24 protein-coding genes are annotated in these 26,345 nt (G+C 66.0%); 8 read left to right on the top strand and 16 right to left on the bottom strand.

What is annotated here, in order from left to right; translation table 11 throughout:
- Nucleotides 1-234: 234 nt before the first annotated feature.
- Complete coding sequence (gene kynU, locus AC3CD9_RS14805) at nt 235-1,584, bottom strand: kynureninase (protein WP_488364676.1); 1,350 nt, start codon at nt 1,582-1,584, stop codon at nt 235-237.
- Complete coding sequence (locus AC3CD9_RS14800) at nt 1,581-2,975, bottom strand: APC family permease (protein WP_488364674.1); 1,395 nt, start codon at nt 2,973-2,975, stop codon at nt 1,581-1,583. The genes kynU and AC3CD9_RS14800 overlap by 4 nt, the downstream gene beginning before the upstream one ends.
- Before the next feature lie 150 nt (nt 2,976-3,125).
- Between AC3CD9_RS14800 and AC3CD9_RS14795 the strand changes: the two genes are divergently transcribed.
- Together AC3CD9_RS14795 and AC3CD9_RS14790 are read left to right on the top strand one after the other, a co-directional pair.
- A complete protein-coding gene (locus AC3CD9_RS14795; RefSeq protein WP_488364673.1) occupies nt 3,126-3,611 on the top strand; it encodes an Lrp/AsnC family transcriptional regulator in 486 nt (161 codons plus the stop codon).
- 185 nt (nt 3,612-3,796) lie between these two features.
- On the top strand, nt 3,797-4,357 hold the full coding sequence (locus AC3CD9_RS14790; protein ID WP_488364672.1) for an OsmC family protein: 561 nt from the start codon (nt 3,797-3,799) through the stop codon (nt 4,355-4,357).
- A gap of 105 nt (nt 4,358-4,462) precedes the next feature.
- Here AC3CD9_RS14790 and recQ read toward each other — a convergent pair whose 3' ends face one another.
- Complete coding sequence (gene recQ, locus AC3CD9_RS14785) at nt 4,463-6,298, bottom strand: DNA helicase RecQ (protein WP_488364671.1); 1,836 nt, start codon at nt 6,296-6,298, stop codon at nt 4,463-4,465.
- A gap of 74 nt (nt 6,299-6,372) precedes the next feature.
- Nucleotides 6,373-7,584: an MFS transporter gene (locus AC3CD9_RS14780; RefSeq protein WP_488364670.1), complete on the bottom strand. Its 1,212-nt coding sequence runs from the start codon at nt 7,582-7,584 to the stop codon at nt 6,373-6,375.
- Nucleotides 7,585-7,796: 212 nt separating this feature from the next.
- Between AC3CD9_RS14780 and AC3CD9_RS14775 the strand changes: the two genes are divergently transcribed.
- Nucleotides 7,797-8,255 carry a Rieske (2Fe-2S) protein gene (locus AC3CD9_RS14775; protein WP_488364669.1) on the top strand — a complete coding sequence of 153 codons (459 nt, stop codon included), beginning with the start codon at nt 7,797-7,799 and terminating at the stop codon, nt 8,253-8,255.
- 72 nt (nt 8,256-8,327) lie between these two features.
- Here the strand turns inward: AC3CD9_RS14775 and AC3CD9_RS14770 are convergent, their stop codons facing one another.
- From AC3CD9_RS14770 to AC3CD9_RS14760, 3 genes are all read right to left on the bottom strand, one after another.
- Nucleotides 8,328-8,702, bottom strand: a complete 375-nt coding sequence (locus tag AC3CD9_RS14770) for a hypothetical protein (protein WP_488364668.1) — start codon at nt 8,700-8,702, stop codon at nt 8,328-8,330.
- The gene (locus AC3CD9_RS14765; RefSeq protein ID WP_488364667.1) at nt 8,699-9,799 is read right to left on the bottom strand and encodes a serine hydrolase domain-containing protein; all 1,101 of its coding nucleotides are present in this window, start codon (nt 9,797-9,799) and stop codon (nt 8,699-8,701) included. Before AC3CD9_RS14765 ends, AC3CD9_RS14770 begins: the two co-directional genes overlap by 4 nt.
- Before the next feature lie 87 nt (nt 9,800-9,886).
- Complete coding sequence (locus AC3CD9_RS14760) at nt 9,887-10,516, bottom strand: ArsR/SmtB family transcription factor (protein WP_488364666.1); 630 nt, start codon at nt 10,514-10,516, stop codon at nt 9,887-9,889.
- Nucleotides 10,517-10,640: 124 nt separating this feature from the next.
- On the opposite strand from AC3CD9_RS14760, the gene AC3CD9_RS14755 reads away from it, so the two are divergent.
- The 3 genes from AC3CD9_RS14755 to AC3CD9_RS14745 all read left to right on the top strand — a co-directional run bounded on the left by AC3CD9_RS14755 (nt 10,641) and on the right by AC3CD9_RS14745 (nt 15,415).
- Complete coding sequence (locus tag AC3CD9_RS14755; protein WP_488364665.1) at nt 10,641-11,489, top strand: HdeD family acid-resistance protein; 849 nt, start codon at nt 10,641-10,643, stop codon at nt 11,487-11,489.
- A gap of 35 nt (nt 11,490-11,524) precedes the next feature.
- A complete protein-coding gene (gene otsB / locus AC3CD9_RS14750; protein ID WP_488364664.1) occupies nt 11,525-14,170 on the top strand; it encodes a trehalose-phosphatase in 2,646 nt (881 codons plus the stop codon).
- A 234-nt stretch (nt 14,171-14,404) separates the two neighbouring features.
- Nucleotides 14,405-15,415, top strand: a complete 1,011-nt coding sequence (locus AC3CD9_RS14745; protein ID WP_488364663.1) for an endonuclease domain-containing protein — start codon at nt 14,405-14,407, stop codon at nt 15,413-15,415.
- A 134-nt stretch (nt 15,416-15,549) separates the two neighbouring features.
- On the opposite strand, the gene AC3CD9_RS14740 is transcribed toward AC3CD9_RS14745, so the two are convergent.
- On the bottom strand, nt 15,550-16,809 hold the full coding sequence (locus AC3CD9_RS14740) for an IS30 family transposase (RefSeq protein ID WP_488364662.1): 1,260 nt from the start codon (nt 16,807-16,809) through the stop codon (nt 15,550-15,552).
- A 167-nt stretch (nt 16,810-16,976) separates the two neighbouring features.
- Nucleotides 16,977-17,429, bottom strand: coding sequence for a MaoC family dehydratase (locus AC3CD9_RS14735; protein WP_025779093.1), 453 nt, complete (start codon nt 17,427-17,429; stop codon nt 16,977-16,979).
- A gap of 190 nt (nt 17,430-17,619) precedes the next feature.
- Here AC3CD9_RS14735 and AC3CD9_RS14730 point away from each other — a divergent pair, with 190 nt between their 5' ends.
- A complete protein-coding gene (locus AC3CD9_RS14730; RefSeq protein ID WP_488364661.1) occupies nt 17,620-18,240 on the top strand; it encodes a DUF1990 domain-containing protein in 621 nt (206 codons plus the stop codon).
- A 4-nt stretch (nt 18,241-18,244) separates the two neighbouring features.
- On the opposite strand, the gene AC3CD9_RS14725 is transcribed toward AC3CD9_RS14730, so the two are convergent.
- The 4 genes from AC3CD9_RS14725 to AC3CD9_RS14710 all read right to left on the bottom strand — a co-directional run bounded on the left by AC3CD9_RS14725 (nt 18,245) and on the right by AC3CD9_RS14710 (nt 22,328).
- Nucleotides 18,245-19,081: a M15 family metallopeptidase gene (locus AC3CD9_RS14725; RefSeq protein ID WP_488364659.1), complete on the bottom strand. Its 837-nt coding sequence runs from the start codon at nt 19,079-19,081 to the stop codon at nt 18,245-18,247.
- Between the two features lie 448 nt (nt 19,082-19,529).
- Nucleotides 19,530-20,816, bottom strand: a complete 1,287-nt coding sequence (locus tag AC3CD9_RS14720; protein ID WP_139467474.1) for a sensor histidine kinase — start codon at nt 20,814-20,816, stop codon at nt 19,530-19,532.
- Nucleotides 20,817-20,820: 4 nt separating this feature from the next.
- On the bottom strand, nt 20,821-21,783 hold the full coding sequence (locus AC3CD9_RS14715) for a response regulator transcription factor (protein ID WP_488364658.1): 963 nt from the start codon (nt 21,781-21,783) through the stop codon (nt 20,821-20,823).
- Nucleotides 21,783-22,328, bottom strand: a complete 546-nt coding sequence (locus AC3CD9_RS14710) for a hypothetical protein (protein ID WP_488364657.1) — start codon at nt 22,326-22,328, stop codon at nt 21,783-21,785. Before AC3CD9_RS14710 ends, AC3CD9_RS14715 begins: the two co-directional genes overlap by 1 nt.
- Before the next feature lie 475 nt (nt 22,329-22,803).
- On the opposite strand from AC3CD9_RS14710, the gene AC3CD9_RS14705 reads away from it, so the two are divergent.
- Nucleotides 22,804-23,085, top strand: coding sequence for a hypothetical protein (locus AC3CD9_RS14705; RefSeq protein WP_139467472.1), 282 nt, complete (start codon nt 22,804-22,806; stop codon nt 23,083-23,085).
- Between the two features lie 267 nt (nt 23,086-23,352).
- On the opposite strand, the gene AC3CD9_RS14700 is transcribed toward AC3CD9_RS14705, so the two are convergent.
- The 3 genes from AC3CD9_RS14700 to AC3CD9_RS14690 all read right to left on the bottom strand — a co-directional run bounded on the left by AC3CD9_RS14700 (nt 23,353) and on the right by AC3CD9_RS14690 (nt 26,314).
- Nucleotides 23,353-25,722 (bottom strand): heavy metal translocating P-type ATPase, encoded by a 2,370-nt coding sequence (locus tag AC3CD9_RS14700; RefSeq protein ID WP_488364656.1) that lies wholly within the window; start codon nt 25,720-25,722, stop codon nt 23,353-23,355.
- Nucleotides 25,722-25,934, bottom strand: a complete 213-nt coding sequence (locus tag AC3CD9_RS14695) for a heavy-metal-associated domain-containing protein (RefSeq protein WP_101547024.1) — start codon at nt 25,932-25,934, stop codon at nt 25,722-25,724. The genes AC3CD9_RS14700 and AC3CD9_RS14695 overlap by 1 nt, the downstream gene beginning before the upstream one ends.
- Before the next feature lie 86 nt (nt 25,935-26,020).
- Nucleotides 26,021-26,314, bottom strand: coding sequence for a metal-sensitive transcriptional regulator (locus AC3CD9_RS14690; protein ID WP_062862662.1), 294 nt, complete (start codon nt 26,312-26,314; stop codon nt 26,021-26,023).
- Nucleotides 26,315-26,345: the final 31 nt, after the last annotated feature.

Genomic DNA, 26,345 nt, shown 5'->3' with positions numbered 1-26,345 from the left:
GTCACGTCGAAACACTACTGTGATGAGTCACGTTCGGTCAGGAACGGACAACCTTCTGATCAAGTTATCGATGTGGGCCGAGCCGGTGCCGACCGCCCACCAATCATCAGACAGATCCCGACGAGGACATCGTTCGAGTCAGTAGCAATAAGAGTCATGATGATCGATGGGACGGTCAGTTCCTACTCTGCCAGCCAGTCCCAGACCAGCCACCATCAATACTCACAGTAGCAATTAGGTGACTGCGCCGCGGACCTTGTGCGCCGGGGTGTCCCAGAGTCGGTTGTCGAGGATGTCACGCAGGGCCTCGACGGTGTCCCACACCTCGGTGAACCCGATGTAGAGCGGGGTCAATCCGAACCGCAGCACCTCCGGCTCACGGTAGTCGCCGATGATTCCGCGCTCGATGAGCGCGCTCATCACCGCAAAGCCCTCCGGATGCCGGATCGAGACCTGGGACCCGCGATGAGCGTGCTCACGTGGGGTGACGACCTCGACCGGGTGCTCGGCCAAACGCTCATCGACGAGGTCGATGAACAGGTCCGACAAGGCCAGGGACTTCTCCCGGACCTGTTCCATGTCCACCCGCGAGTGGATGTCGAGGCCGAGCTCCGCCACGGACATCGACAGGATTCCCTGAGTTCCGGTGAGGTAGCGGCGGATACCGTCGGCGGGCCGGTAGTCCGGGGCCATATCGAAGGGCTGCGCATGCGACCACCACCCCGACAGAGGTTGGCTGAATCGGTTCTGCAGCGCCTCGGCGACCCAGATGAATGCGGGAGAGCCGGGACCGCCGTTGAGGAACTTGTACGTGCAGCCGATCGCCATGTCCGCACCGGTTCCGGCCAGATCGATCGGCAGGGCGCCGGCCGAATGGCACAGATCCCAGATGACCATGGCTCCGCCGGAATGGATCGCCGAGGTCGTCGACTCCATGTCGAAGAGGCGTCCGGTGCGGTAGTTGACGTGGGTGAGGACGACGAAGGCCACCTCATCGGTCAGGGCCGTGGGGAACCCGGCGGTCACCTCGGCGTCGTCGACGAGACGGACCTCCCAGCCGTCGCCGAGCTGCTCGGCCAGCCCCTCGAGCATGTAGATGTCGGAGGGGAAGTTCTCCCTCTGGGTGAGGATGACGCGGCGTCCCGGGGCATCGGCGGTCTGGATCTTGCAGGCGGCCGAGGCGACCTTGAACAGGTTGATCGAGGTCGTGTCGGTGACGACGGTGGCTCCGGCTCCGCCCCCGACGAGGCCCGCGATCTTGTCGCCGAGCACGGCGGGCAGGTCGAACCAGCCGGCGTCGTTCCAGGAGCGGATCAATCCGGTGCCCCATTCCCGGGAGATGACGTCCTGGGCCCGCTCGGCGGCTCCCTTCGTCTGTGCGCCGAGGGAGTTGCCGTCGAGGTAGATCGTCTCCGGGGGGAGGACGAACTCGTCGCGGAATTCGCGGAGGGGATCGTCGGCGTCCCGCTGGGCACAGGCCGCGCGATCGAGCGCGCCGCCGGCACGGGCGGCGCGCTCGGAAGCGCGGGAGTCAGCGGAGTCAGTGATCGGTTCGGCGTCGCGTCCGTCGTCGAGAGTCGTCATGGTGTCGTCCTTTCGGTGCTGTTGTCGTTCAGTCTGGCAGGTTCGTCGGCGTCTGAGTCAGAAGCGGCCTCGCGAGCGGCGAGGATCTTGGCCACGGCCGGGTACCGGAGAGCCATTATGAGGACTCCGATCGCCAGCCACGCCGCCAGCGCGATCCACACCACCGGTGTGAAGTCGGCTGCGAGCAGGGTGATCTGGTAGAGGTTGACCGCCGTGCCGACCACCGTCAGCGCCCAATGCAGCCAGACGGGGATCGAGAAGGGTGCCCGGGCGAGGGCGTCGGGCATGACATAGCGCATGCGCAGGGAGACGATGAGGATGATGATGAGCATGACCTGCACCAGCGCCGAGGCGGCCGTGCCGATGATGGAGATGTCGAGACCGGCGATCGCGGGGACGATGCCGAGGACGAAGAGCGCGGTGAGGATCAGATGCGGAGTGCCGAACCGGGTATTGACCCGTCCGAACGCCGCCGGCAGCCAGCCGTCGTCCGTGGCGGCGACCAGACCCTTCGACCCCCACAGGAGCTGGGCGTTGAGCGTCGAGACGATCGCGACCATCGCTCCGCCGAGGATGAAGAACACCCACCAGCCGTGGGGCATGATCTCTTCGGCCACGACCGACAGGGGCTGATCGGCGACCTCGGCGATGGGAAGGACTCCGACGGCGGGGATCGCGATGAGCACATAGAGGAGCCCGACGACGAGGGTGCCGCCGATCATCGCCAGAGGGATGTCGCGAGAGGGGTTCTTCATCTCGCGCCCGAGCTCGGCGACGCCGAAGCTGCCCATCGTGGCGAAGGTGAGCAGCGCCGCCGCGGACAGGAGCTGGGTGAAGCCGTGCGGCAGCGGCTCGGGATAGGCGTTCCATTCGATGTGGCCGAAGCCGTTGACGATGAACACGGAGAAGCCGATGAGCATGAGGACCATGAGCCAGACCCCCACCCGCGAGGAGAAGGCGGCGCCCATGAGGTTCGCGACGTAGAAGATGCTGACGATGACGACCGCGACGATGACCGGATCGAAGGAGTCCGAGAGCGAGTGCAGATAGATTCCGGCGGACAGGCCGTAGAGGCTGAGCGCGCACTGCTGCATGAGCGCCATCCACATGTTGATGAAACCGAGTCGCGGGTCGACGACTCGTGCGGGCCAGGTGTAGGTCCCGCCGACCGCGGGAAGGGCAGAGGCCATCGCCGCATAGGGGATCGAGACGAGGATGATCGTGACCACTGCGATGATGTAGGCCCAGGGCGTTCCGCCGCCGGTGATGCCGATCGCCACGCCCGTGAGCGAGACGATGCCGCCGCCGATCACCTGATTGATCGTCACGCTCAGCGCACCGGGCAGTCCGATCGTGCGTTTGAGCTGGTCCTGATTGAGCTTGGCTGCCACGAGAGTCTCCCGAGTCGTCGTCTTCGCCGATCCGTTCCACCTCTGCGATGAGGGGCGCGGCGAGCATTCGCGTATGTGCCTCATCCTGGCACGGCGTTCGGATATGATGGGCAGAATCCGAACAGAACTAAGGCGAGGAGGGGAAACTTCGTGAATGATTCGATACTCATCGCCGATCATCGCCCCGATTCGGCGGATGTTCGGCTCGCCGAGGTGGATCTGGCGATTCTGCGTGAGCTCAGTGCCGACGCCCGGATCTCGAACAAGACCCTTGCCGCGCGCGTGGGGTTGGCGCCGTCGACCTGCTCGGGCCGCGTCAGCGCCCTGCGGCAGAGCGGGGTGCTGCGCGGCTTCCACGCCGACATCGACTACGAGAAGCTCGGACTCAGCGTGTTCGGGATGATCTCCGTGCGTGTGACCCCGGTCGGGCGTTCGCAGCTGCGCAGCGTCATCGACCGGCTGCTCGAGGCGGCCGAGACGCTCGAGGTGTATCAGGTGTCGGGAGAGCGGGATCTCCTCGTTCACGTCGCCTGCGACCATCCGACGGGCCTGCACCGATTCATCGAGCAGAACCTGTCCGATCCGACGATCGCGCACACGCAGACGAGTCTTGTGTTCGGCCATCATCGGAAATGACGGTCTCGCACATACTGATGACGGCGTAGACGAGGGCTCGTGTGTCGGCAGATGACACCGGATGACCCGAAGATGTCGGCGGGAGTCAGAAGCCGACGTAGTCAGGGCGGCCCGTCGGCGGAGATTCCTAGGCTGAGGGTCGGCAACCATCCAAGTAATCGCACCGACAAAGGGAGACCACCCTCATGACTGCAGCGACCACCGAGTTCGGCACGACCATCGCCATCAGCGACGAAGAACGCGCGACGCGACTGACCACGGCCGGTAACGCATGGAACGAACGACTGGCCGCCTCGGCGAAGAACGGGCAGCTGACGTTCTCGGCCTCGGGCACCGCTTGCGGTTCGGTGTCCTCGGTCATCACGGCTGGCCGACATACCTTCACCGTTGATGAACCGACCCCACTGGCCGGGGACGATGCCGCCCCGAACCCCGTCGAATACGCCCTCGGCGCACTCATCTCCTGCCAGGTCGTCGTCTACCGCCTCTACGCCCAGAATCTCGGACTGAAGATCGACGAACTCGATGTCAGTGCCGAAGGCGACCTGGATGTGCGGGGACTCTTCGGCGCCGATGAGACCGTGCGTCCTGGATTCTCCACGGTTCGCGTGAGCGTGAACATCGCCGGGCCGGACAGCGAAGAGGACTACCAGAAGCTGCAGGAGACCGTCGACGCTCACTGCCCCGTATTCGACATCTTCACCAACCCGACCCCGATCGACGTCACCGTCACGAAGACCAACTGAGGTCACCGGCCCCGCTCAACCCCTCCCAGAACTACCTGCCGGCGGCTCTGCTACCTGGCGCAAGGTTGCTGGGCCGCCGTCGGGTAGTAACAGGGGGCATGATTCTCAGCCGGCGTGCGCGGCGAGCACCTCGAGCACAGCATCCCCGTAGCGGTCGAGCTTCTTCAGGCCCACACCGCTGACCTGACCGAGTTCGCTGATCGTCGTCGGTTTGACCTCGACGATGCCGTAGAGCGTGGCATCGGGGAACACGACGTAGGCGGGCACGCCCTGCTCCTTCGCCTGCTCTCCTCGCCAGGAGCGCAGTGCCTCGAACAGGGAGGCATCGGCGGGGTCGAGTTCGACCTCGGGGCCGCCTCGGCGACTTGATCCGGCCCTCTTCGCTCCGGCCTTCTTCACCGGGTCGACGCGCAGTGAGATCTCTTCTTCTCCGCGCAGCACGGGGCCGGCGTTCTCGCCGACCACAAGCACACCGTAGTCACCATGGGATTCGAGGAGGCCGCGAGCGAGCACCTGCCGGATGACGGTCTTCCACTGGCTCTCGGACAGGTCCTCGCCGACGCCCCAGACGCTCAAGCTCTCATGGCCCGAGGCCCGGGACCGGTCATTGTCGTTGCCGCGCAGCACATCGATGACTTGGCCCGAACCGAAACGCTGCCCGCGTTCTCGGTCGAGTCGGATGACGGCCGACAGCAGCTTCTGCACGGCTACGGTCGCGTCCCAGGTCACCGGGGGTGTCATGCAGGTGTCACAGTTGCCGCACGGTGCGGATTCCTCATCGAAGTACCGCAGCAGCTGTACACGTCGGCAGTCGACGGTCTCGCAGAGGGCGAGCATCGAATCGAGGTGGCTCATCTGGCGGCGTTTGAACACCTGGTCGCCCTCGCCGGATTCGATGAGTCGACGTTGGGAGACGACATCGCCGAGGCCGTAGACCATCCACGCGTCTGCTGGCAGTCCGTCACGGCCGGCGCGACCGGTCTCCTGGTAGTAGCCCTCGACCGACCGGGGCAGATCGAGGTGGGCGACGAAGCGGACATCGGGTTTGTCGATGCCCATGCCGAAGGCGATCGTGGCGACCATGACGATGCCGTCCTCCCGGAGGAATCTCGCCTGATTCTCCGCCCGCACCTCAGAGGGCAGCCCTGCGTGGTACGGCAGGGCTGTGAGGCCGCGGGCGACGAGTGCTTCGGCCAGCTGATCGACCCCGCGCCGGGACAGGCAGTAGACGATGCCCGAATCCCCGGGGTGTTCGGTGGTGATGAAGTTGAGCAGCTGCGATCTCGCCGAGGCCTTCGGCTCGATCCGGTAGGTGATGTTGGGTCGGTCGAAGCTCGCGACGAAGTGCTCGGCATCCTGGAGGTGGAGTCGTTCGGTCAGTTCGGCGTGGGTGGCCGGCGTGGCCGTGGCCGTCAGTGCGATGCGCGGGACATCCGGGAATCGTTCGGCCAGGACACCGAGTCCCAGATAGTCGCTGCGGAAGTCATGTCCCCATTGGGACACGCAGTGGGCTTCGTCGATGGCGAACAGGGAGATCTGTGCCTGCTCGAGCAGCCGCATGGTCCGTGGCAGGACGAGGCGTTCGGGCGCGAGGTAGAGCAGGTCGATCTCTCCGGCGAGCAGCTGCTGTTCGACCTGCTGGGCGGTCTCGAAATCGAGGGAGGAGTTGAGATAGGCCGCCCGCACGCCGAGGTTCTCCAGTGCCGCGACCTGATCGGCCATGAGTGCGATGAGTGGGGAGATGACGACACCTGTACCGGGCCTGACCAGGGCAGGAATCTGATAGCACAGGGATTTTCCGCCGCCGGTGGGCATGAGTACGACCGCATCCCCGCCGCCGACGATCTGGTCGACGATGGCCGCCTGCTGACCCCGGAACTCTTCATAGCCGAAGACATCGTGGAGGACATCGAGGGCGGAGGTCGTGGCTGCGGAGGTCATGGCACCCACCCTAGTTCACGTCACTGACCCGAGCCTCCACCGGAGACAGCCCACAGCACCCGGCAATCCCATACTTAACGGCCCGCGAACCTCCGTGCCGCCACGAGGCCCAACACGCACACCACGGCCACAGCGACGGCGAAGACGACGGTCGCATTCGCCAGTCCCACCTCGGCGGCGAGGAATCCGGCACCGATCGCCGGAACCGACATGAACACATAGGCGAGGATGAAGTACGAGGTGGTCGCCTCGGTGCGGTGCTCGGGCGCAGTCACCGCGGTGATCGCGCGCATACCGGTCATGAAGACGAGACCCTGCCCGGCTCCTGCCAACGCTGCGGAGACGATGAGCACCGGCAGCGACCCCGCCATGAGTGCGAAGACGAGTGCACCCATGCTCACGATCATGGTCACGGTCCCGCCGACGATGAGCCGGCGGTCGCTGAACCCGCGCAACAGCACCTGCGCGGTCGCCGAGGCGCCGAAGAGGAGGAACACAACAGCGCCGGTGACCGCGGTCGACGTCACGTGCAGGGTCTGACCGATGAAGCTCGGCGCGATCGCCGAATACAGCCCGCACACCGCGAAGCCGGTGATCGCCCCAGGTGAGGCGGCCAGGAACATGCGCTTCGCCGAGGCGGGAACCCCCGGCAGCTGCAACCGCACAGCCGTCGCCCCGCCGCGCGTCCGGTCCCGCACGAGGATGAGCGCCACCCCGGCGATGATGAGCATGATCGCATTGACGATGAACGGCGTGAGCAGGGGAGCGGGAGCGAATCGGGCGAGCAGTCCGGAGGACAGGATCCCGAGTCCCAGCCCGCCCATATTCGCCGCCGTCGCCAGGGACCCGGCGAGTCGTTCGCGACCGGCCGGCGCGTTCTCGAGCACGGTGACGGTGGCGGTCGACGTGAAGATCCCCGCGGCCAGCCCGGACAGGACCCGGCCGGCCAACAGCAGGCCGATGTGGGAGCCGATGAGGAAGAGCACCGCCGAGCCGATCGAGAAGATCACCCCGAGGCTGAGCACCGGCCGACGCCCCAGTCCGTCGGAGAGGCGACCGAAGACGACGAGCGCGCCGATGACACCGACCGCGTAGATCGCGAAGAGCTGAGTGGTGAATGCGGTGCCGAACCCGAACCGCTCCTCATAGAGCGGGTAGAGGGGCGTGGGCAGGGTGGTGCCCATCATGACGACAGTGAACACGTACACCGAGGCGGCCAATCCCCATCCCGTCGCGATGCGCGCTTCCGGGTGCCGCCGGTGTGCCGCCGCCGTTTCGTCGGCCACTGCCGCACCCCTTTTCCGTCCGCAATCGTCGCTCGCCGAGGCGGCCCACCACACCCGTTGCCCCGATCGTCCGGGGACCGGTCCGGTGCCATTCGATCCTGACAGCTGTCTGCAGGCGGTGAACCGACTGCGATTGTACGCTGGAACTTACGAGTCCATGCCCGTTGACGGCATGGCGGATTGTGCGCACCCACGAGAAGGAGCAGATTCCGATGACGACGACCCCGAACAGCCCGGCCGACACCGACCCGACCGCAGCGGCGGATCCGACCCGGCGCCGCGTGATGAAGACAGCGGGCGTGGCCGGAACGGTGGCGGTCATCGGCGGCTCCGTGGCGGCCACCTCGGCGTGTTCGTCCGACGAGGAGGCGGAGCCGACGAAGGACTCGAGCCTGCCAGCCTCCGACGTGCCCGTCGGATCCGGCACCGTCATCGAGGACACCTACGTGATCACTCAGCCGAAGGAAGGCGAGTTCTTCGCGTTCTCATCGGTGTGCACCCACCAGGGCTGCCAGGTCACTCGCATCACCGAGGAGGCCATCATCTGCCCGTGCCATTCCTCGAACTTCTCGTTGACCACCGGAGAGGTGATCTCCGGTCCGGCCGAGGAACCGCTGCCGAAGTACGAGGTCTCCGAAAGCGGCGGCACACTGACCGTCAAGGGCAAGTAGAGCCCGACGCAGGTCGACGCTGCCCGACTCAGGCTGCCGTGGTTGGCCGTTCGCGGAGTCGGGCACTCTCCGTCAGAGAAAGAGCCCGGGGAGGACGAGGGCGCCGGCGATGAGGAGCGCGAGCAGGGCGGAGAAGCCGAGCCCGCTCGCCTCGTTCCGGCGTGCCTTCGCATCGTCGGATCGCCACGGCAGGTTCGACCAGACGAGAGCGGCCCGAAAGACGGAGACGACGATGGCGAGCATTCCGGCCAGCCAGACGTAGATGAACCAGCTCTCCCAGCCTCCGAACGGTGTGATGAGGCGGATGAGCAGCACGAATACGACCGCCGTGACCATCCCCGAGAGCAGCCCGATCCGGGACGCCGCGCGGGGAGCTCGCCACGCGGTGAACGCACCCCAGGCCACGATGAGGGCCCCGATGACTGTTGAGACGAGTTCGGGACTCATGAGCGTTCTCCCTTCGTCGAGACAAGACTCGCGGCCTCATCGACGTCGTTGGCTGAGTCGTTCAGGACGATGATGCCGCCACCGCTCTCCCTGTCGAAGCCGAGGAACGAGCCGTAGCCGCCGGTGCCGCCGTTGTGCCAGGTGATGGTCGAGTCGTCGTGCGTCGTCGTAAACCACGCCCAGCCGATGCGGTCGTCCTCGAATTCCGCTCGAGGTTCTGCCGCCTCGGCTCCAGGGGCGGTTCCATCGCGCACAGCTCGCAGCCAGATCGACAGGTCATGGGTCGTCGACCGGATGGACCCCGCGGGAGCCGATCCGCCCATCGTCCACGGCGCGGCCGGCAGCCCCGATGCCGTGAACCCATGGGACAGGCCGTCAGCGGAGTCGGGAACGAACGTCTCATTCATCCCCAAAGGTCCGGTGAGGCGGTCGCGAACGAGCTCGGAATAGTCCTGCCCGGCCACCTCGGCGAGGGCCTGGCCGAGGACGGCGAACCCGTAGTTCGAATACTCGGGTTCCGGCTCGCCCACCTCCACGTCGTTGAGGCTCGCCACGATGTCCCCGGCGTCCCCGCGGTACGGGTCGGTGTGCAGGTAGTTCGACAGCACGCTCATCACCCCGTCGCCGAAGCTCGGAGCGGGTTCCTGGGAGGGCAGCCCCGACCGCTGCATCGCAATCGACTCGAGCGTCACCTCGGCGACCTTCCCCTCCAGGTTCTGCCACACCTCGCCGAGGCGGGTGACCGCCTTCACCTCGCCCCGGTCGATCGCCTCGGCGAAGAGGGCGGCCGTGAACGTCTTCGTGATTGAGCCGATCTCGAACTCGGTGTGCTCATCGGCTCCGGTGCCCGCGAAGGTCACCTCGTCTCCGTCGATGTGGGCCGCGGCCACATGCTGCCAATGCTGGCTGCCGAGCGCGTCTTCGAGTTCGGTCATGAGCTCGGCGTCTCCTGTCGGCGTGCCCTGGAAGCCGCGCGGCCACGGGGTGATCGCCGCGAGCACGGCGGCTGTGACGGTTGCCGCGATCACGGCAATCAACACTCGCCGAGGCGGCCGTCCCGCAGCCGCAGATGTGCGGTTGAGATCGGAGTCAGTCATCGTTCCTCCTGGTCAGCAGGGTTGGAGTGTGTGGTGGTCGGGTCCGGGTCGCGCGGTGGGCGAGCGGCCCGTGGGCGAGAGGGGTTGTCAGTGCGTTCCGATGAGGACGAGGGTGAGCAGCGGAACGACTCGCTGAGCGGGCACGCGCCAGTGTCCGCGGCGGGCGCTCTCTAACCAGCCGGCGCCGGCGAGGGCATGCACATGGTGATAGATCTGCCCGGACGTGCCGAACCGTTCGTCCTTGCCCAGTTCGGCGACGGTGCTCGTGCCCTCATAGATCGCTTGGAGCAGCTGCAGGCGGACCGGGTGGCCGAGGGCCGCCAAGGATCCGGCCGCCTCGGCGAATTCGATCTGCGCCAGCCCTGCACTGCTCAGGCCCATCTGCCACGCCACGGGACCGCTGCCGCCCGGGGGAGTGGTGTACCCGGTGTAGGTCACTCCGCCGTCCTCGCCGAGGTGGTCGACGAGCCCATGCAGCGCCCAGAACGTCTCCGTGTCGCCCGGCAGGGCTGTGTTCCCGGCGGCGGGTTGGACTGACGATTCTGGGAAACCGGATGGCGCCGGTGATTCCGCTCCGGCCGACGAGGCTCCGTCCGCCTTCTGCTGCATCGCGCCAGGCTCCTGTGATGCAGAGGATTCTGCGGCCGCAGCCTCGAGTTCGGCGACTCGCTGTTCGAGAGCGGAGAGGCGATCTTCTGCCGACGGTGTTGGTTCCATGCTTCGACAGTACAGGAAATACGTAATTACGTAAATACATGAAACGTGAAGAAGCGGCTCTCACCAGACCCTGAACCGACACTGATCGGACAGACTCAGGCAGGCGACCTAGACTGGTGCCGTGATGAGTACCGAAGATCCGCGCACCGAATCCACAGCCCCGCGTAACGAAGCCGCCCCGCAGGCCATTGCCGCAGCGAGTCGACTCGGCTGGCCCATGGTCGTACGCGGAATCCTCGGCGTCGCCTTCGGCATCGTCACCGTCTTCTGGCCCCGCGATTCGAGCAATCCGCTGCAGCTGAGCCTGCCGACCGACGTCGTCGGCCACCTCGCGATCGGCTACCTCATCCTCTTCGCCGTGGCCCTGGTCTTCCAGGCCGTGCGCTCGCCGTTGAACGTGCGCACCGCGATCTTCGGGCAGGCCGTCATCGCGATCCCGGCCATCGTCTTCCTCTTCCTCGCCGACCAGCCCGCCGAGCTGCGCGCGGCCCTGAGCATCTGGGCCCTGCTGCACGGCGCACTCGAATTCTGGGCCTACCGGCAGCTGCGGTCCCAGCCCATGGCCTCGGACTTCCTCATCGCCTCCGGAGTCCACGTCCTGCTCGGCATCCTCCTCGTCTTCGGCGACGGCATGGAGGCCCTGTCGATCCTCGGCTTCACGGGAGCGGCGACCCTCATCGCCGGCGTGATCTTCATCATCGGCGGCTACTCCCGCCTGAGCAAGGGCCGTCAGCTGGCCAAGCTCGGTGCCCTGCCCGAACAGATCGACACCCCCGCCGAGGCGGCCGACCCCGCCGACGCCACCGACCGTTCCGGGGCCACCGCCTCTGATGCCGCCGACGAAGATTCCGACTCTGCCGCCACCTCCGGCTCGGTTGAGTCGGCCGACGCCGCCGGCGAAGCCGATCGCACGGCCGATTCCGGTGATCCGGACGATCCGGCCAGCGACACCCCAGTGAAGAAAGAACCCTGACCGGCACCCGAGCCAACCGAGACACCCGAGGTGAGATGAGCACTGTCGAATACGAGAGCGCAACCGAATCCCGATTGGCCACCATCGCCGCCTCGGTGAGGTCCTCCGAGCTGCTGGGCGACCTGGCCGAAGCGAGCCGAGCGCTCGATCCCGCCCTCTTCCGGCGCCTCTTCGAACTCTCCCGCTCCCCATCCCTGCTGGTGGCCACCGACTATGACGGGACGATTGCCCCCATCGTCGACATCCCCAGCCAAGCCTTTCCCTTGGAGAGCTCGGTCGACTCACTGCGCGCGCTTGCGCTTCTGCCGACCACCTCGGCGGGGGTCATCTCCGGTCGCAGTCTGCGCGATCTCGCGGCGATGTCGCGACTGCCCCGCGAGGTCCACCTCTTCGGATCTCACGGCGGCGAGACCGACACATTCACCATCGACGCCCTCACCGAAGAGCAGCGGGCGGTCCTGGCCGACTTCCGCGCCGATCTCACCCGCACCCTGCCGCGAGAAGTCATCGAGCACAAGACCACCGGCGCTGCCGTGCACCTGCGCGGACTCGACGAGGCGAATCGACGCGACATCGAAACCGCTGTCGAGAAGCTCGCCGCCGCCCATCCGATCCACCCCACCCGCGGCAAGCAGGTCATCGACCTGACCGTCGTGCCGTCGTCGAAGGCCGACGCGCTGACCCGACTGCGCAGCCAGACTGGAGCGGAAGCCGTCGTCTTCATCGGTGATGACACCGCCGACGAATTCGCCCTCGAAACCCTCAGGGCCGACGACCTCGGGCTCAAGGTCGGAACTCAGACCGCGCCCACTCACGCCGACTTCCGCCTGGACTCACCGGACGAGGTCTCCACCGTCCTCAGCGCGCTGTTCGAACTGCGCAAATCCTGGCTCTTCGGCCGCCGCGCCACCCCGATCCAGCGGCACAGTCTCATCGGCAACGGACAGTCGACCGCGCTCATCGACCCCACCGGCAGCATCTGCTGGATGCCGCACCCGATGCCGCACTCGGCGTCGATGTTCTCCGAGATCCTCGGCTCCGAGGCGGCCGGCTTCTTCGCTGTCGCCCCTGCCAACGGAGCCGCTCCGCTGACCCAGCGCTACCTCGGGAACTCGACCCTGCTCGAGACCCGGTGGGCCGGCCTGAGCTGTGTCGACTACCTCGCTCCCGTCGACGGGCACAGCGATGACACGATCGTCGTCCGGGTGCTCACCGGCGACGTCCCGACACGCATCCGCTTCGCACCCAGGCTCGACTACGCAACGATTCCTACCCGCATGACCAGGACCGATGATGGTGTGGCGCTGCTCGGCACAGCGGAGCCGATCGAACTCCACGCCCCCGGAATCGACTTCGAGATCGTCGAGAACGGCGACTCCCACACCGCCGAGGCGACCGTCGTCCCCTCACAGCAGCCCGGCGGATCCGTCGTCCTCGTCCTCGCCTGCGGAACCGGCACCGGCGACGCCGGATACATGGCCACCGGCGGGGAGCATCATGTGCGCGAACGTGCCCTGAACTTTTGGACGAACTGGGTCGATTCCCTCACCTTGCCGAGCCACCACCGCGAAGAGGTCATCCGCTCCGCGATCACCCTGCGCGCCCTGTGCCACGAGCCCACCGGCGGAGTCCTCGCCGCCCCCACGACCTCCCTGCCCGAGGGCATCGGCGGCGTCCGCAACTGGGACTACCGCTATACATGGCTGCGCGACGGATCGATGACCGTCCGCGCCCTGCTCGCCCTCGGCTCCACGGGGGAGGCCGAAGGATTTCTCGCATGGCTCTCGGGGGTGCTCGCGCGTACGGTCTCACCCGAACAGCTGCATCCGCTCTACGCCGTCGACGGCTCGGCCCTGACCACCGAGGCGGTGCTCAACCACCTGCCTGGGTACGCCGGATCACGGCCGGTGCGGGTCGGCAACGCCGCCGAACATCAGGTCCAACTCGATGTGTTCGGCCCGGTCACGGAGCTCCTCGACGAACTCAGCGACTACCTCGGCGAGCTGCCCGAGGACTATTGGACGCTCACGTGTCAGATGGTCGAAGCCGTGGGCAAACGGTGGTTCGAGGCCGATCACGGGATCTGGGAGGCGAGGCGTCCGCCGAAGCACAACGTGTACACGCGCGTGATGTGCTGGGTGACGGTCGATCGGGCGCTGCGGATCGCGGACCGGTTCGATCGGGAACCGCCCGGTGCGTGGCGGCAGCTGCGCGAGGAGATCGCCCACGACGTGCTCACGCATGGCTTCAACGAGGAGGTCGGAGCATTCACCGTCGCCTACGGTGAGACGGACCTGGACTCGGCCGCACTGTTCGTCGGACTCTCGGGACTGCTCGCCGCCGACGATCCGCGCTTCGTGTCCACCGTCGATGCGATCGAACGCGAGCTGCGGGTCGGCCAGACGGTGTTCCGCTACCGCTACGATGACGGGCTGCCCGGGCTGGAGGGCGGATTCCACATCTGCACGACCTGGCTCATCGAAGCCTTCATCAAGGTCGGTCGCATCGACGATGCCTGGGATCTGTTCCGGCAGGTCGACAACTTGCTCGGCCCCACCGGGCTGCTGTCGGAGGAATACGACCCCGTTGCCGAGATGCACCTGGGCAACCACCCGCAGGCGTACTCACACCTCGGCTACATCCGCGTCGCCCAGCAGCTCGATGCCCACCGCCCGAGCTGAGGCGGATCTTTTCTCGCGCGATAAGTGTGCGCAGATTGCCATTTTCAACGCGGATCTGTGCAATCTGCGCACACTTTTCTCCGCTTTCCTGTAGCGTGCGATCAGCGCCGAGAGCGGGCCGCGCAGCGCGGGTGTGGCGACTCAAACGTAGATAGCCTGTGGATAACTAGGCTCTGTCCACAAGCGTGAGATCACCACTGGCCCTCCTCGCAGCAGGTGGGGCAGTCTCTGCCTATGAACAATCAGGCACCAGCGCAGCAGTCTCCCGGCGCTGCTCAGCGCGCCAATCCGCGGAAGCTGCGGATTCGCTCCTGGACTGAGAAACCCCGCCAGCTCATGACCGCTGGGATTCCGTTCACCAGGGCACAGGCCATGTCGCGGGGAATCACCCGTCGCGCGCTGGACGATGGGAAGCGGTATCAGCAGCTCGTCTACGGCGTGTGGGTCGAGACCGCTCCCACCACTCGGGTCGTCGCTCCGACCTGGGCGGATTCCGAGTGGATCGACGAGCGAGTGAAGCTGACGGGGCTGGTGTGCATCGATCCTGATGTAGTCGCCTGCAACGTCACTGCGGCGCGGTTGTATGGATTGCCGGTGCCGTGGAACTCCGACACGCGGGTGCACGTGGCCCGCGAGGACAAGGGCTGGCCAAAGCGTCGGGAGCAGGTTGTCTTCCATCGGTACGAATGGCTTCGGTCAGAGATCTACTTCGGCCTGCCGCTCATCACGGCGGCACAGCTGTTCATCGAACTTGCGCGGGTGCTGACGGTGAGACAGTTGGTGGAGCTCGGTGATTCCGCCGTCGGCCGATGGCACGGCGGGCCGCTGACGACGATCGACGAGATCCGCTCTGAGCTTGCCGCCCGCCGCCGAGTGAAAGGACGCCTCACCGCAGAGCGTGCGCTCGACTTGGTGCGGGAGAATGTGGACTCTCCGCCGGAGACGAGGCTGCGGCTTCGGCTCATCGACGAAGGACTGCCTGAACCTGTGGTCCATCCGGCTGTCATGTGCTCACTCATCGGCGCGCTGCTTCACCCGGACATGGGCTATCCGTCCATCAGGCTCGCCATCGAGTACGAAGGCGATCACCATCGCAGCTCACCAGCCCAATTCGCCGAGGATAATCGGCGAATCTCGGCACTTCAGGCTGAAGGGTGGACGGTCATCCGAGTCTCGAAAGACTCGGATATAGCGGAGATCTGCCGTCTGATCGCTCACCACCTGCGTGCCGGTGGCGTGATCTGAGTATGCGCCGCGCCGCTTCTGCCGACTGGCCTGCGCGCGGCGCGGCCGCAGGCCCGCTCGACGAGAGATAAGTGTGCGCCGATTGCCAACTCCGAGCGGTGGGCTCAGGGTTCTAGTGCAACAGTGGGCTAGTCTCAGGCTACCTGCTCATGCAACAGATCAGCCAGGACCTCGGCCGGGGTCGCGAACCCGAGGACCTTCCGCGGCCTGCGGTTGAGCTGATCCTGCATCGCCTGGATCTCCTCGTCAGTAACCGACTCATCGAAGACCGTGCCCTTCGGGTAGTAGTCCCGGATAAGCCCGTTGGAATTCTCATTCGTCGGTCGTTGCCAGGGTGAGTGCGGGTCGCAGAAGTACACCTGGCAGTCGGTGGCGACAGTGATCCGCAGATGCTCAGCCATCTCCTGACCCTGGTCCCACGTGAGAGTCGAGAACAACGCCTCCGGCAGGGATGCGATCATGTCCTGGACTAGTCCGGTAACGGTGACCGATTCGCGGTTGTTCGGCAGTTTCCGGATCAAGGAGAACCGGGACCGGCGTTCGAAGACGGTCACCAGGCCACCGGTGTGGGAATCGACGACGAGATCACCCTCCCAGTGACCGGGAACGCTGCGGTCGGCAGCTTGTGGGGGACGGTCGGTCAACAGGGCACCATCGAGCCAGGGACGGTTGGACCGACGTGGCAGTTTCGATTGCGGCTTCCTTCCCGTCCGTCCCGATCGGAGGGCCTTGACCACGGACAGCTCGTGACGCAGGGATCCGCGTCCTTGGACGTAGAGAGCTTGGTAGACCGTTTCGTGGCTCACGTGCAGGTCCTTCCGGTCGGGGTAGTCACGCCGAAGCCTACCGGCGACCTGTTCGGGCGAGCACTTGTCGTTGAGCCCGTTGATCACGTGAGCCCGCAGCCACGGGTTATCCAGACGTTTGGGGCGGTGCTTCTTGCGTGCTTGCCGGGCATAGGTGCGGCCGTGGGCGCCGGCGGCACTGTAGACCGGGTGTGGGCTGATTCTGTCGTATTGGATGAGTCGGTTGCGGCGGATCTCTCGGGACACGGTTGACGGAGCAACACCGAGTTGGGTCGCGATGGTTCTCATCGACAAAGGCGGATCTGATTGCAGGCCAGCCTGGATTGTCATTCGGTCGGCGATCGTCAGGTGGCGGTAGGCGGCTGGCCGTGGTGGTGCCGGGGCAGCAACGATGGTGGTCGGCATGGACAGTATTCTGCCGGTCCTGCCTTTGGGCAGGCCGAGTCGCCGCGCCCACCGGGTGACGGTGTTGAGGTTGATGCCGAGGTGGTCAGCGATCGCTGATCGTGGTCTGCCTTCGAGGAGGAGCCAGAAGAGTTCGTCGAGGACGTCGAAGGGCAGTCGTGGACGTCTGTGGTGCGTGGTCATGGGGTGTTCCTTCGTTCAGTGGAAACACCCGGTCTGATAGTGCTGGTCAGACCGGGTGTTGCACTAGAACCTAGAAACCGCCAGCTGGAAACGGGCAATCTGCGCACACTTATCGTGCCGTCAGACGGCGGATACTCAGTAGTGCCAGCTGTCCTGTCGCGCTCAGCTCACTCGACGAGGAGGGTGACCACTTCGGCGACGCATGCGGGGCGATCCTGACCCTCGATCTCGATCGTGTGTTCGAGGATGACCTGCGTGCCCTTGTCACCGCGGATGACGTCCTTGACGCTGATCGTTCCGCGCAGGCGGGAGCCGACGACGACGGGCTGGAGGAAGCGGACCTTGTTCAGGCCGTAGTTGACGCGGATCGACACGCCTTCGATGGTGAAGACCTCCGTGGAGAACTTCGGGATGAGCGAGAGGGTGAAGAATCCGTGGACGATCGTCGCACCGTAGGGGCCTTCAGCCGCGCGCGCTTCGTCGACGTGGATCCACTGGTGGTCGCCGGTGACGTCGGCGAAGGTGTTGATGGCGTCCTGATCCATCGTCATCCACTCGGAGGAGCCGAGCCCCTGGCCGATGAGCGATTCGATCTCGTCGATGCCGTTGATTGTGCGCACGTGGTTCTCCTTTGATCCTGGCTCAGATGCTGAGCGGACATTCGATTGAGGTCCGCTGTTCTTGGCATCATACGTGGCCGTCCGGTCGACGCCACACAGCCGTCCGGACTGTGAGTCCCACGGTCCGAGTCCGTTAGGCTGACGGTCCGAGTCCGTTCGGTTGACGGTTCAAGTCCGTTAGGTTGGAGGCATGGCCGAACAATCACAGGAGCGCCCGCAGACACTGACGCATCCCCTCTCGCCGAGGTGGCTGGAGCGTCCCGACGGCTACCGTCACTACGAATCCGCGTACTTCGTCGGCCACGGGACAGACACGTTCGAGCGCTGCGCCGAAGAGCTCCTGCACTGGGAAGTCAAGACCCGCAGCGGGTTCGACATCGAGGTGGACGTCGACGCCGTCCTCGTCGGAAGTGCGGACACTGTCAGTCGAGCGGCTGGAGCGGAGTCGACGGCCGATGTCGACGCTCGCGCGGACGGAGTGGGTTCTGCTGGCCTGCCGCCTCGAGTGGAGCCGGGGCAGGAGCCGACGATCCGCGTGCGCCTCGGGCCCTTCCGACTGCCTGAGCCCTCACGAGTCATCGACGTCTTCGAAGAGGAGGACCGATGTGGCTTCACCTATGGCACGAAGCCGGGACATCCGATCACCGGAGAGGAGTCTTTCATCCTCATCCGCACCGCCGATGACCGGGTCTTCCTTGTCCTGAGGTCGGTCTCGCGGGCGGGGCTGGGCATCTGGAGGTTCGGCGAACCGTTCGTCCGGCTCGCTCAGATCATCTACCGTCGCCGCTACGGACGGGCACTGCGCAGCTGATCGATCACTTGCCGGGAATCGAGTCGCGGGCGGGAGTGTATTCCCAGTGCCACGGCTCGTACATGCTCGCCTTGGCCCAGTCGGGGTTCTCCCAGCCGTATTCGTCTCCGTGCTCGACGAGCCAGCTCCAGGCTCCGGTCTTGTTGGCGACTCCGCCGCCGAGGTCGAGGGCGATGCCCCAACCGTGCAGCGAGGTGCCCGGCTTGGCGGCCAGTCCCGGCTTCCTGCCGGCGACCGAGAGCTGTCCGGCCATGTCGCGGTAGGAGTCCGTGATCTCGAGCTCCTTGCCGGTGTCCTTCTTGTACGCGGCATTCATCTTCGCGAAGGAGACAGCGGCGTCGGCGCGGAGTCGGTGGTCTTCCTTGCCGAGGTCGCACAGCCACTCATCGGGCAGCTCGCCATTGCCGGCGGACTGATCGAAGTTCTGCTTCGCATCGCAGCCGGGCAGGGCGCTCTTCTCAACAGCGCGGGACGCGGCTTCGACCTTCTTCTGCTTGGCGCTCGGCACGCCGATCTCCATCGACGACTTCCCCTTGACCTCGGGGACGTCGGCGTTGACCTTCTCCGCGTTGATGGCGGCGGGCTCACCGGCCGCGGTCGGGTCGGTCTTGACCTCGGCACCTCCGCTGAGGTTGTTGACCAGCATGGTCACTGCAGTGGCGGCACCCGCCACTGAGACGGCAGCCAGAGTCGAGACGGTCCGCACTTTCTTCTTTTGCACGGACTTGAGCAGCGCACCATCGGACCCGCGGCTCTCGGCGGCTCCTGCGCTGACCCGACGGGCAGATGAGGCAGACGGTGAGCCGAAGGTCGTGGGGACCGCGGCGGCTTCACGTGCCATTGCGGCACGACGCGGAGACGTCTGAGCGGCCCGCGCCTCGGCGGCCATCGCTGCGCGCCTGGGCGACAGAGACTCGGCAGAAGAGTCAGGGGATGCAGGCGCGGTCGGTGCCCCGGTGCTGCGCGACGAGGTGCGTGCGCGTGAGAACGGGGACGATGAGCGACGCCTGTGCAGATCCCGTCGACGCACCGTTGGTTCTGTGGTCGATGATGACTCTGACATAACTCTCCGTGTGACTGTGACTCGTCGAAGACCGCCGAGGTTTCGACGACTTCAATACAACATCACAAAAGTGTAACGGGAATATATAGAACCTGTCATATTTGGGTGACGAGTCGCACTCGCGGGCGGTCAGCCGATGCCCAGGCCGAGTTCAGCGAAACCCCGGAATCCCGGTATCAGGCCAGGTCATCGCCCTGAACGGCGGTGAGGGGTCGCCTCGGCGAAATCATTCGGATCGGCTCTCGATGTACTCTCGGAGCGCACGATCCTGGGCTTCCTCGTCGGGGAAGATCACCTCGGTTCGCGCGCCTCCCGTTACGGGGTCGTTACTGAAGATCAGCGTGATGCCGAGCAGGCGAGCCTGCCCCTGAGCGATGACGAGACCGAGGCCCATTCCGCCGCCGCCGGCGGAGACGAAGCGGGTCGGGCCGGTGTTGACGATGTCCGGTGGGTAGCCGGAGCCGGAGTCGGTGACGACGATGCTGCGTGTGCTCGTCTCCAGGCGGATGGGATCTCCGCCGTGTTTGATCGCGTTGACGAGCAGGTTCGAGACGATGCGCTCGAAACGGCGGACATCGGTGACCAGCGTCGAATTCAGCGCCGCCAGATGAGTGTCGATCTGATGACCGGCGAGGGCGCCCGAGGCTTCCATCGTGCCGAGCAGGGACCGGATCGCCTGATCGACGTCGACGCGGGTGAACTCTGGGTTGGCGCGGCCGGCGTCGAGGCGGGAGACCTCGAGGAGATCTTCGACGAGGACCTGCATGCGCACGACCCGGTCCTTGACGAGTTCGGCAGGGCGGGAATCCTCTTCGAGCAGGTTGGCGGCGTTGACCAGACCGGTCAGCGGGGTGCGCATCTCGTGCGCGAGGTCGGCGGTGAAGCGCTGCTCGGAGTCGATGCGTTCGGTCAGTCGGGCCACCGCGGTGTCGACGGCCGTGGCGAAGGCCCACACCTCCTGATCGGATTCGTCGATGACATCGGCGATGCGCGTCGTCGTGTCACCGGCGGCGATCTTCCTGGCAGCCTGAGCGCCGAGGGTGAGCCTGCGGGAGATGCGGCCGGCGACGATCGATCCCACACCGCCGACGACGAGGGCGGAGCCGATCATGCCGACCAGCAGTGCCTGGTCGATGCGGCCGATGAGTTCCTGGCTGTCCTTCGTCGAGGCACGCACGGAGATCACCTGGGTGTGCGAGCCGACCTCGATCGGGGCGGCGGCCCACACGATCTCCTCACCGTCGACCTCGGACCGGATCGTCACGCTCTGGCCCTTGAGCGCGGACTTGCGCGCTTCCTTGGGCAGCTCCGGATCATCGATGCGGGCATTGAGGGTGAGCACCCCGGTTTCGGAGAAGATGGCCGTCGCGTTCGTCAACTGCTCCGTCACGGTCGAACGCATCCGGTCGTCCTCGGCCCGGGCCGCGGATTGGCGCAGCACGATCGAGCACGACAGCACGGCGATGATCACCGAGGCGACGATGAGCAGAGAGATCTTCCAGCGCAGCGACATGCGATCAGCCTGCGAAGCGGTAACCGAATCCGCGAACGGTTTCGATCATGTTCGCCCCGATCTTCTTCCGCAGGCGCTGGATATGGACGTCGACCACGCGGGAGTCGCCGGCCCATTCGTATCCCCATACCGTGAACGCGATCTTCTCCCGGGAGTACACATGTTCGGGCTGCTCGGTCAGCAGCAGGAGGACGCGCAGCTCGGTCGGGGTGAGGTGGACCTCCTCTCCGTCGACCTCGACGGTCAGCCGGCCGGTGTCGAGGACGAGGGAACCCAGTCGTGTGCGGAACGGACCCAGCCCGCCGTCGGAGCCGGATGGTTCCTGGGCCACCGTGGGCGAGCCGTTGGGGCGGGGTGGAACCGCGGTGCCGCCGATCGCCTCTTCGTCGTCCGCCTCGGGGGCGGTGGTGAATTTCCCACCGGCACCGAGGTAGGTGTCATCGGATTCGAGCTGCGCTCGCAGCCGATCCCTGGTGTCCATTCCGGGGCTGGCGCCGAGGACCTCGGGGATGCCGTCGCCGGTGACCATGCCGCCGGGACCGATGACGGTTTCGTGATGCTCATCCGCCTCGGGGGCGGGGGAATAGCCGAACCGGTCCGTGCCAGTGGTGATGAATCGACGGACGACCGCGCGGATGCGGGCGTTGAGCACCTGCATGTCGAAGGGTTTGGTGAGGTAGTCGTCGGCTCCGGCCTCGAGCGCCTGGACGATGTCGATGGCATCGGAACGGGCGGAGATGATGATGATCGGGATCGTCGAACGCTCGCGCACGGCGCGGCAGATGGACGCGCCGTTCATCGTCGGCAGCATGAGATCCAGAAGCAGGACGTCGGCGCCGTTGGCGGAGACGAACTCGTAGCCCTCGCGGCCGTCGGCAAATGCCGAGACCGTGTAATCGAAGCGTTCGAGTCCGATCTGCGTCGTTTCGCGGATGACCTCGTCATCCTCGACCAGAACTATGTGCATTACGTTTCTCCATTAAGCCGCGTGAAGCGTTGACCTGGTTCAAACCTACCGTCGTGCAGGCGGAACACCTGCACCGACCAGCCGGAGGGGCAGCATGCTTTGTCCCCGTCAGCGAACATGGCCTCCTGCACCACCAGTGTCCCATTTCTGCCGGGACTGACCTTGAGCTGATTGCCTGTGGCGATGAGCTCAAGGCGGGGTTCGCCCTTCTGTTCGCTGATGACAGCGCCGGCGATGATCTCATTCCGCTGTTTGGGGTTGGCCACCGTGACCAGCTGGAACTTCTGCTCGCCGCTGAGGAACGGCGACGCGAACTTCAGGCAGTCCTGGCAGTCGGCGACGACCTTGGCGGTCTCCGTGGCGCTGCCGGTGACGGCGATTCCCGAGGACGATTCGATGGCCTTGCGGACCTCGTCGAGCGAGAACGGTTCGTTCGCCTGGCCGGCTGCCTCGGTGTTGGGGGCGAAGAGCGAGGGTGAGGGGTTGCCCTCGGGGGAGACCTTGAGGCCGCGATCGGGGCCGCAGGCTGTGACGGTGAGAGCCATGACCGCTGCAAGGATGAGTGCGGTGAAGGTACGGAGGGTGCGACGGGGGGATGCCGAGTGGGGAATATCGAGGGGGCCGGGGCCGACGGCTGCGACGCCTGCGGCGGTGGTCGTCGGTGCAGTGGTGTCCGCGCATGATTCACGGCCAGGCGGGGCCTGGCTGGAGTGAAATGAGCACAGCGCCTCCCCGGAGGCGCGTCTGACAGTGACGGGCACATCCTCATTTTTGCCTGTTCCGAGCCTGTAGTCCACCTGATCATCGACGCAGGGGACTCAGCGCCGTCGTCGGATCCGCCCGCCGTCGTGTCTTCCGCCGGGTTCAAGGCGTCTTGTGGCCACCTAGGTGCTTGGGATGGACGGTCGGCGGGGCCCGCCTCGGTGCCGGTGGAATCGAAGTTCCAGTTGGGGTCGATCGAGATTTGATCTCGCCCACAGGATGGGACTGCTCTCAGGTCGGACCGGTAGAATGAGCGGCATGGCGCCCACGAACACCCCGAAGAAGAAGTCCACAGGCGGCAAGCCCACCAGCACGGTGTCCTACAAGGACGCGATCAAAGTCGGCGCCGTCTGCGGAATCGTCACTCTTGTCCTCGCGATCATCGTCACCCGAGCGTGGCAGGACGGCCGCGCCTTCGGCTACGCATTCATCTACGCGGGAGCGGCATTTGTGCTGGTGTCGGGCTTCACGAGCTACCTCAACTGGGTGATGCGCAAGGACACTCAGAACCAGAACCAGTCCTACCCGGTCATGCGGTAGGACGCCCCGCCACGCACAGAGACACGCCGGCCCTCCGCTGAGACGTTCACTGCGGCGCCGGCATCGACTTCCCTCTCGCGCCACCACCTCGCATGGCTGTCACTTCCTACAGCTGCTGAGGCATCAGACACCGAAAGCGCCATAAAGTCCTGCTCCTGCAGGGCGTTATGGCGCTTTCGGTGGGGGATGCTCACGGTCGAGGGGTGACGACTCGTCGGGTTCAGCTGCAACTCCGCCGCAGCTCCGTCGCGGTCCGCCCCGCCGTGCTTACCTGAAGCGCAGCAGGCGGAGGCTGTTGAGGATGACGAACACCGACGAGAACGCCATCGCTGCACCGGCGATCATCGGGTCGAGCAGACCGAACGCGGCGATCGGGATCGCTGCCGTGTTGTAGGCGAAGGCCCAGAACAGGTTGCCCTTGATGAGTCCCAAGGTCCGGCGCGAGAGTCGAATCGCCTGCGGGATCTGCTGCGGATCGGACTTGACCATGGTGACATCCGAAGCCGCCATCGCCGCGTCCGTGCCCGACCCCATCGCAATGCCGAGATCGGCACCGGCCAGTGCGGCGGCGTCGTTGACCCCGTCGCCCACCATGGCCACGGCCCGGCCCTGCCCCTGCAGTTCGCTGACCACGGAGACCTTGCCTTCCGGGCGGACATCCGCGCGGACCTCGGTGATCCCGAGAGCCTCGGCAACCACCTCGGCGGCTTGGGCATTGTCACCGGTCAGCAGCACGGTGCTCAATCCCAGCGAATGCAGTTCGTCGATCGCCGCCTTGGCCGTCGGCTTGGCTTCATCGGAGACGAAGCTCAGCCCGCGGAACTGACCGTCGATCGCCAATGCGACGATCGTGGCCCCACGCGGAACCGAACCGGTCGGGTAGTCGACCGCGATTCCGCGCTCTCGGAGCAGATCAGGGCGACCGGCGAGCACCTCGGCGCCGTCGATCGTGGCCCGCAGTCCGCCGCCGGCGATGTTCTCGAAATCCGTGACCGATGACCCGGCCGCGGTTTCGACCGGCCTCGCCGAGGCGGCCCTGGCCGATCCCTCGACCGATCCCATCGAATCGGGCACAGTCGAGACAGATCCGGTCGAGACAGTTCCGGTCGAGACAGTTCCGGTCGAGGCAGCACCCGCTGAACCCGTCCCGACGATCTCGGATGCGGCGTCGACGATGGCGCGGGCGATCGGGTGTTCGCTGCGCGATTCCAAACGAGCGAGCACATCGAAGTCCGCGGGTGAGAGTTCGGTTCCGGTCAGGCTCATCACGCCGGTGGTCAGGGTGCCGGTCTTGTCGAGGACGACCGTATCGATCGACCGCGTCGACTCCAACGCCTCGGGCCCGGAGACGAGGATGCCCAGCTGGGATCCGCGCCCCGACGAGACCGCGAGAGCCGTCGGCGTGGCCAGACCCAGGGCACAGGGGCAGGCGATGATGAGGACGGTGAGTGCGGCATGCAATCCCGCGGCCCAGTCTCCCGTGACGAAGCCCCAGATGAGCAGGGTGAGGATGGCGATGCCGAAGACGATCGGCACGAACACCGCCGAGATCCGATCGGCCAGTCGCTGTACGGCAGGTTTGCCGTTCTGCGCACGAGAGACGAGATCGGCCATGGCCGCCAGCGTCGTATCCGCACCCACTCGGGTGGCACGGACCTCGAGCACACCGGAGGTGTTGATCGTGGCTCCGGTGACGGAATCTCCGGGGCCGACCTCGACCGGCACGGATTCGCCGGTGAGCATCGCCTCGTCGATGGCCGAATGACCGGTCAGCACCTCGCCGTCGGTGGCGATCTTCTCGCCGGGACGGACGAGGAAGACATCGTCGACGGTCAGCTCGTCGATCGGCACCTGCACTTCGACACGGCCGCCATTCGCAGCAGCCTCGCCCGAAGCGGCCCCACTGTCCGCGGCGGCCCCACTGTCCGCGGCGGCACCCTCCCGCAGCACGGTCGCGGACTTCGCGCCGAGGTCGAGCAGCGCCTTGAGCGCTGCCGTCGCCCGGCTCTTCGCCCGGTCCTCGGTGAGCTTGCCGATGAGCAGGAACACCGTGATCGCCGCGGCCGCCTCGAACCACACGTGGTACTCGGCGGGAATCGCCCAGCCGTGACCGTCGGCGACGGCCCGGCCCAGCGTGAAGTACGAGTACAGGCTCGCGACGGTGATGCCGACGCTGACCAGGGTGTCCATGGTCGTCGATCCACCGCGGGCGGCCTTGTGCGCCGCCGAGTGGAACGGCCACGCACCCCAGGTGACGACGGGCAGGGCGAGGATCGCGACGATCCACTGCCATCCGGTGAAGTGCCAGCTCATGACCATCGAGATCGCGACGATCGGCACGGCCAGGATGAGCGAGCCGATGAAGCGCGGTCGCAGGTGGCGGGGATCGTAGTCGACGATCTCCGGACCGGCACCGCCCGCGCCGGGGCTGCGCACCGTGGCGCCGTAGCCGGCCTTCTCGACGGCGGCGGTGATGTCGTCGTCGCTGAGTTCGGAGTCGATGACCACATGCGCGGTCTCCAGCGGTAGGTTGACCTCCGCCGTGACCCCGTCGAGGCGGGTGAGCCTCTTCTCGATCCGCGCCGAGCACGACGCGCAGGTCATGCCCGTGATGTCGAGCTCGAGCTCGCGAGGCATCACTTCACCTCGTAGCCGGCCTCATCGACGGCGGCACGGATCGCCGCGTCGTCGAGTGCAGCCGACGAGGTGATCGTGACCGGGGAATCGCCCCCGGCGTTGAGGTCGACGGCGACGTCCGAGACGCCCGCAAGTGCGCCGAGCTCTTCCTTGACAGCGGCTTCGCAGTGTCCGCAGGTCATTCCCGAAACGGTGATGGTGGTGGTCGTCATTGTGCTCTCCTATCAGCTGTGAGTGATTCCCGATGTCAGAGCCTCAGGCGTCGTCGCACCCCAGTCGGGCGGACGCGGCCCTCCGCTCAGCTCTTGATGAGTCGGGAGATGGCGGCTGATGCCTCTTCGACCTTCTTCCGCGCTTCTTCGTCGTCGCCCGATGAGGCGGCGTCGACCACGCAGTGAGCGATGTGCTCTTCGAGGAGGTTGATGGAGACCGCGTGCAGCGCGGCTGTCGCGGCGGAGACCTGGGTGAGAATGTCGATGCAGTACTTGTCCTCATCGATCATCTTCCCGATTCCGCGGACCTGACCTTCGATCCGCTTCATCCTCCGTGCGAGAGCGTCCTTCTGCGGGGTGTATCCATGTTGCTCAGTCATGATCACACCGTATACCCCTATAGGGTATAAA

This window comes from Brevibacterium sp. MGP-B1, assembly GCF_057766545.1.
Note: the sequence above shows the minus strand (reverse complement) of the source record. Positions and strands in the feature narration are given on the sequence as shown.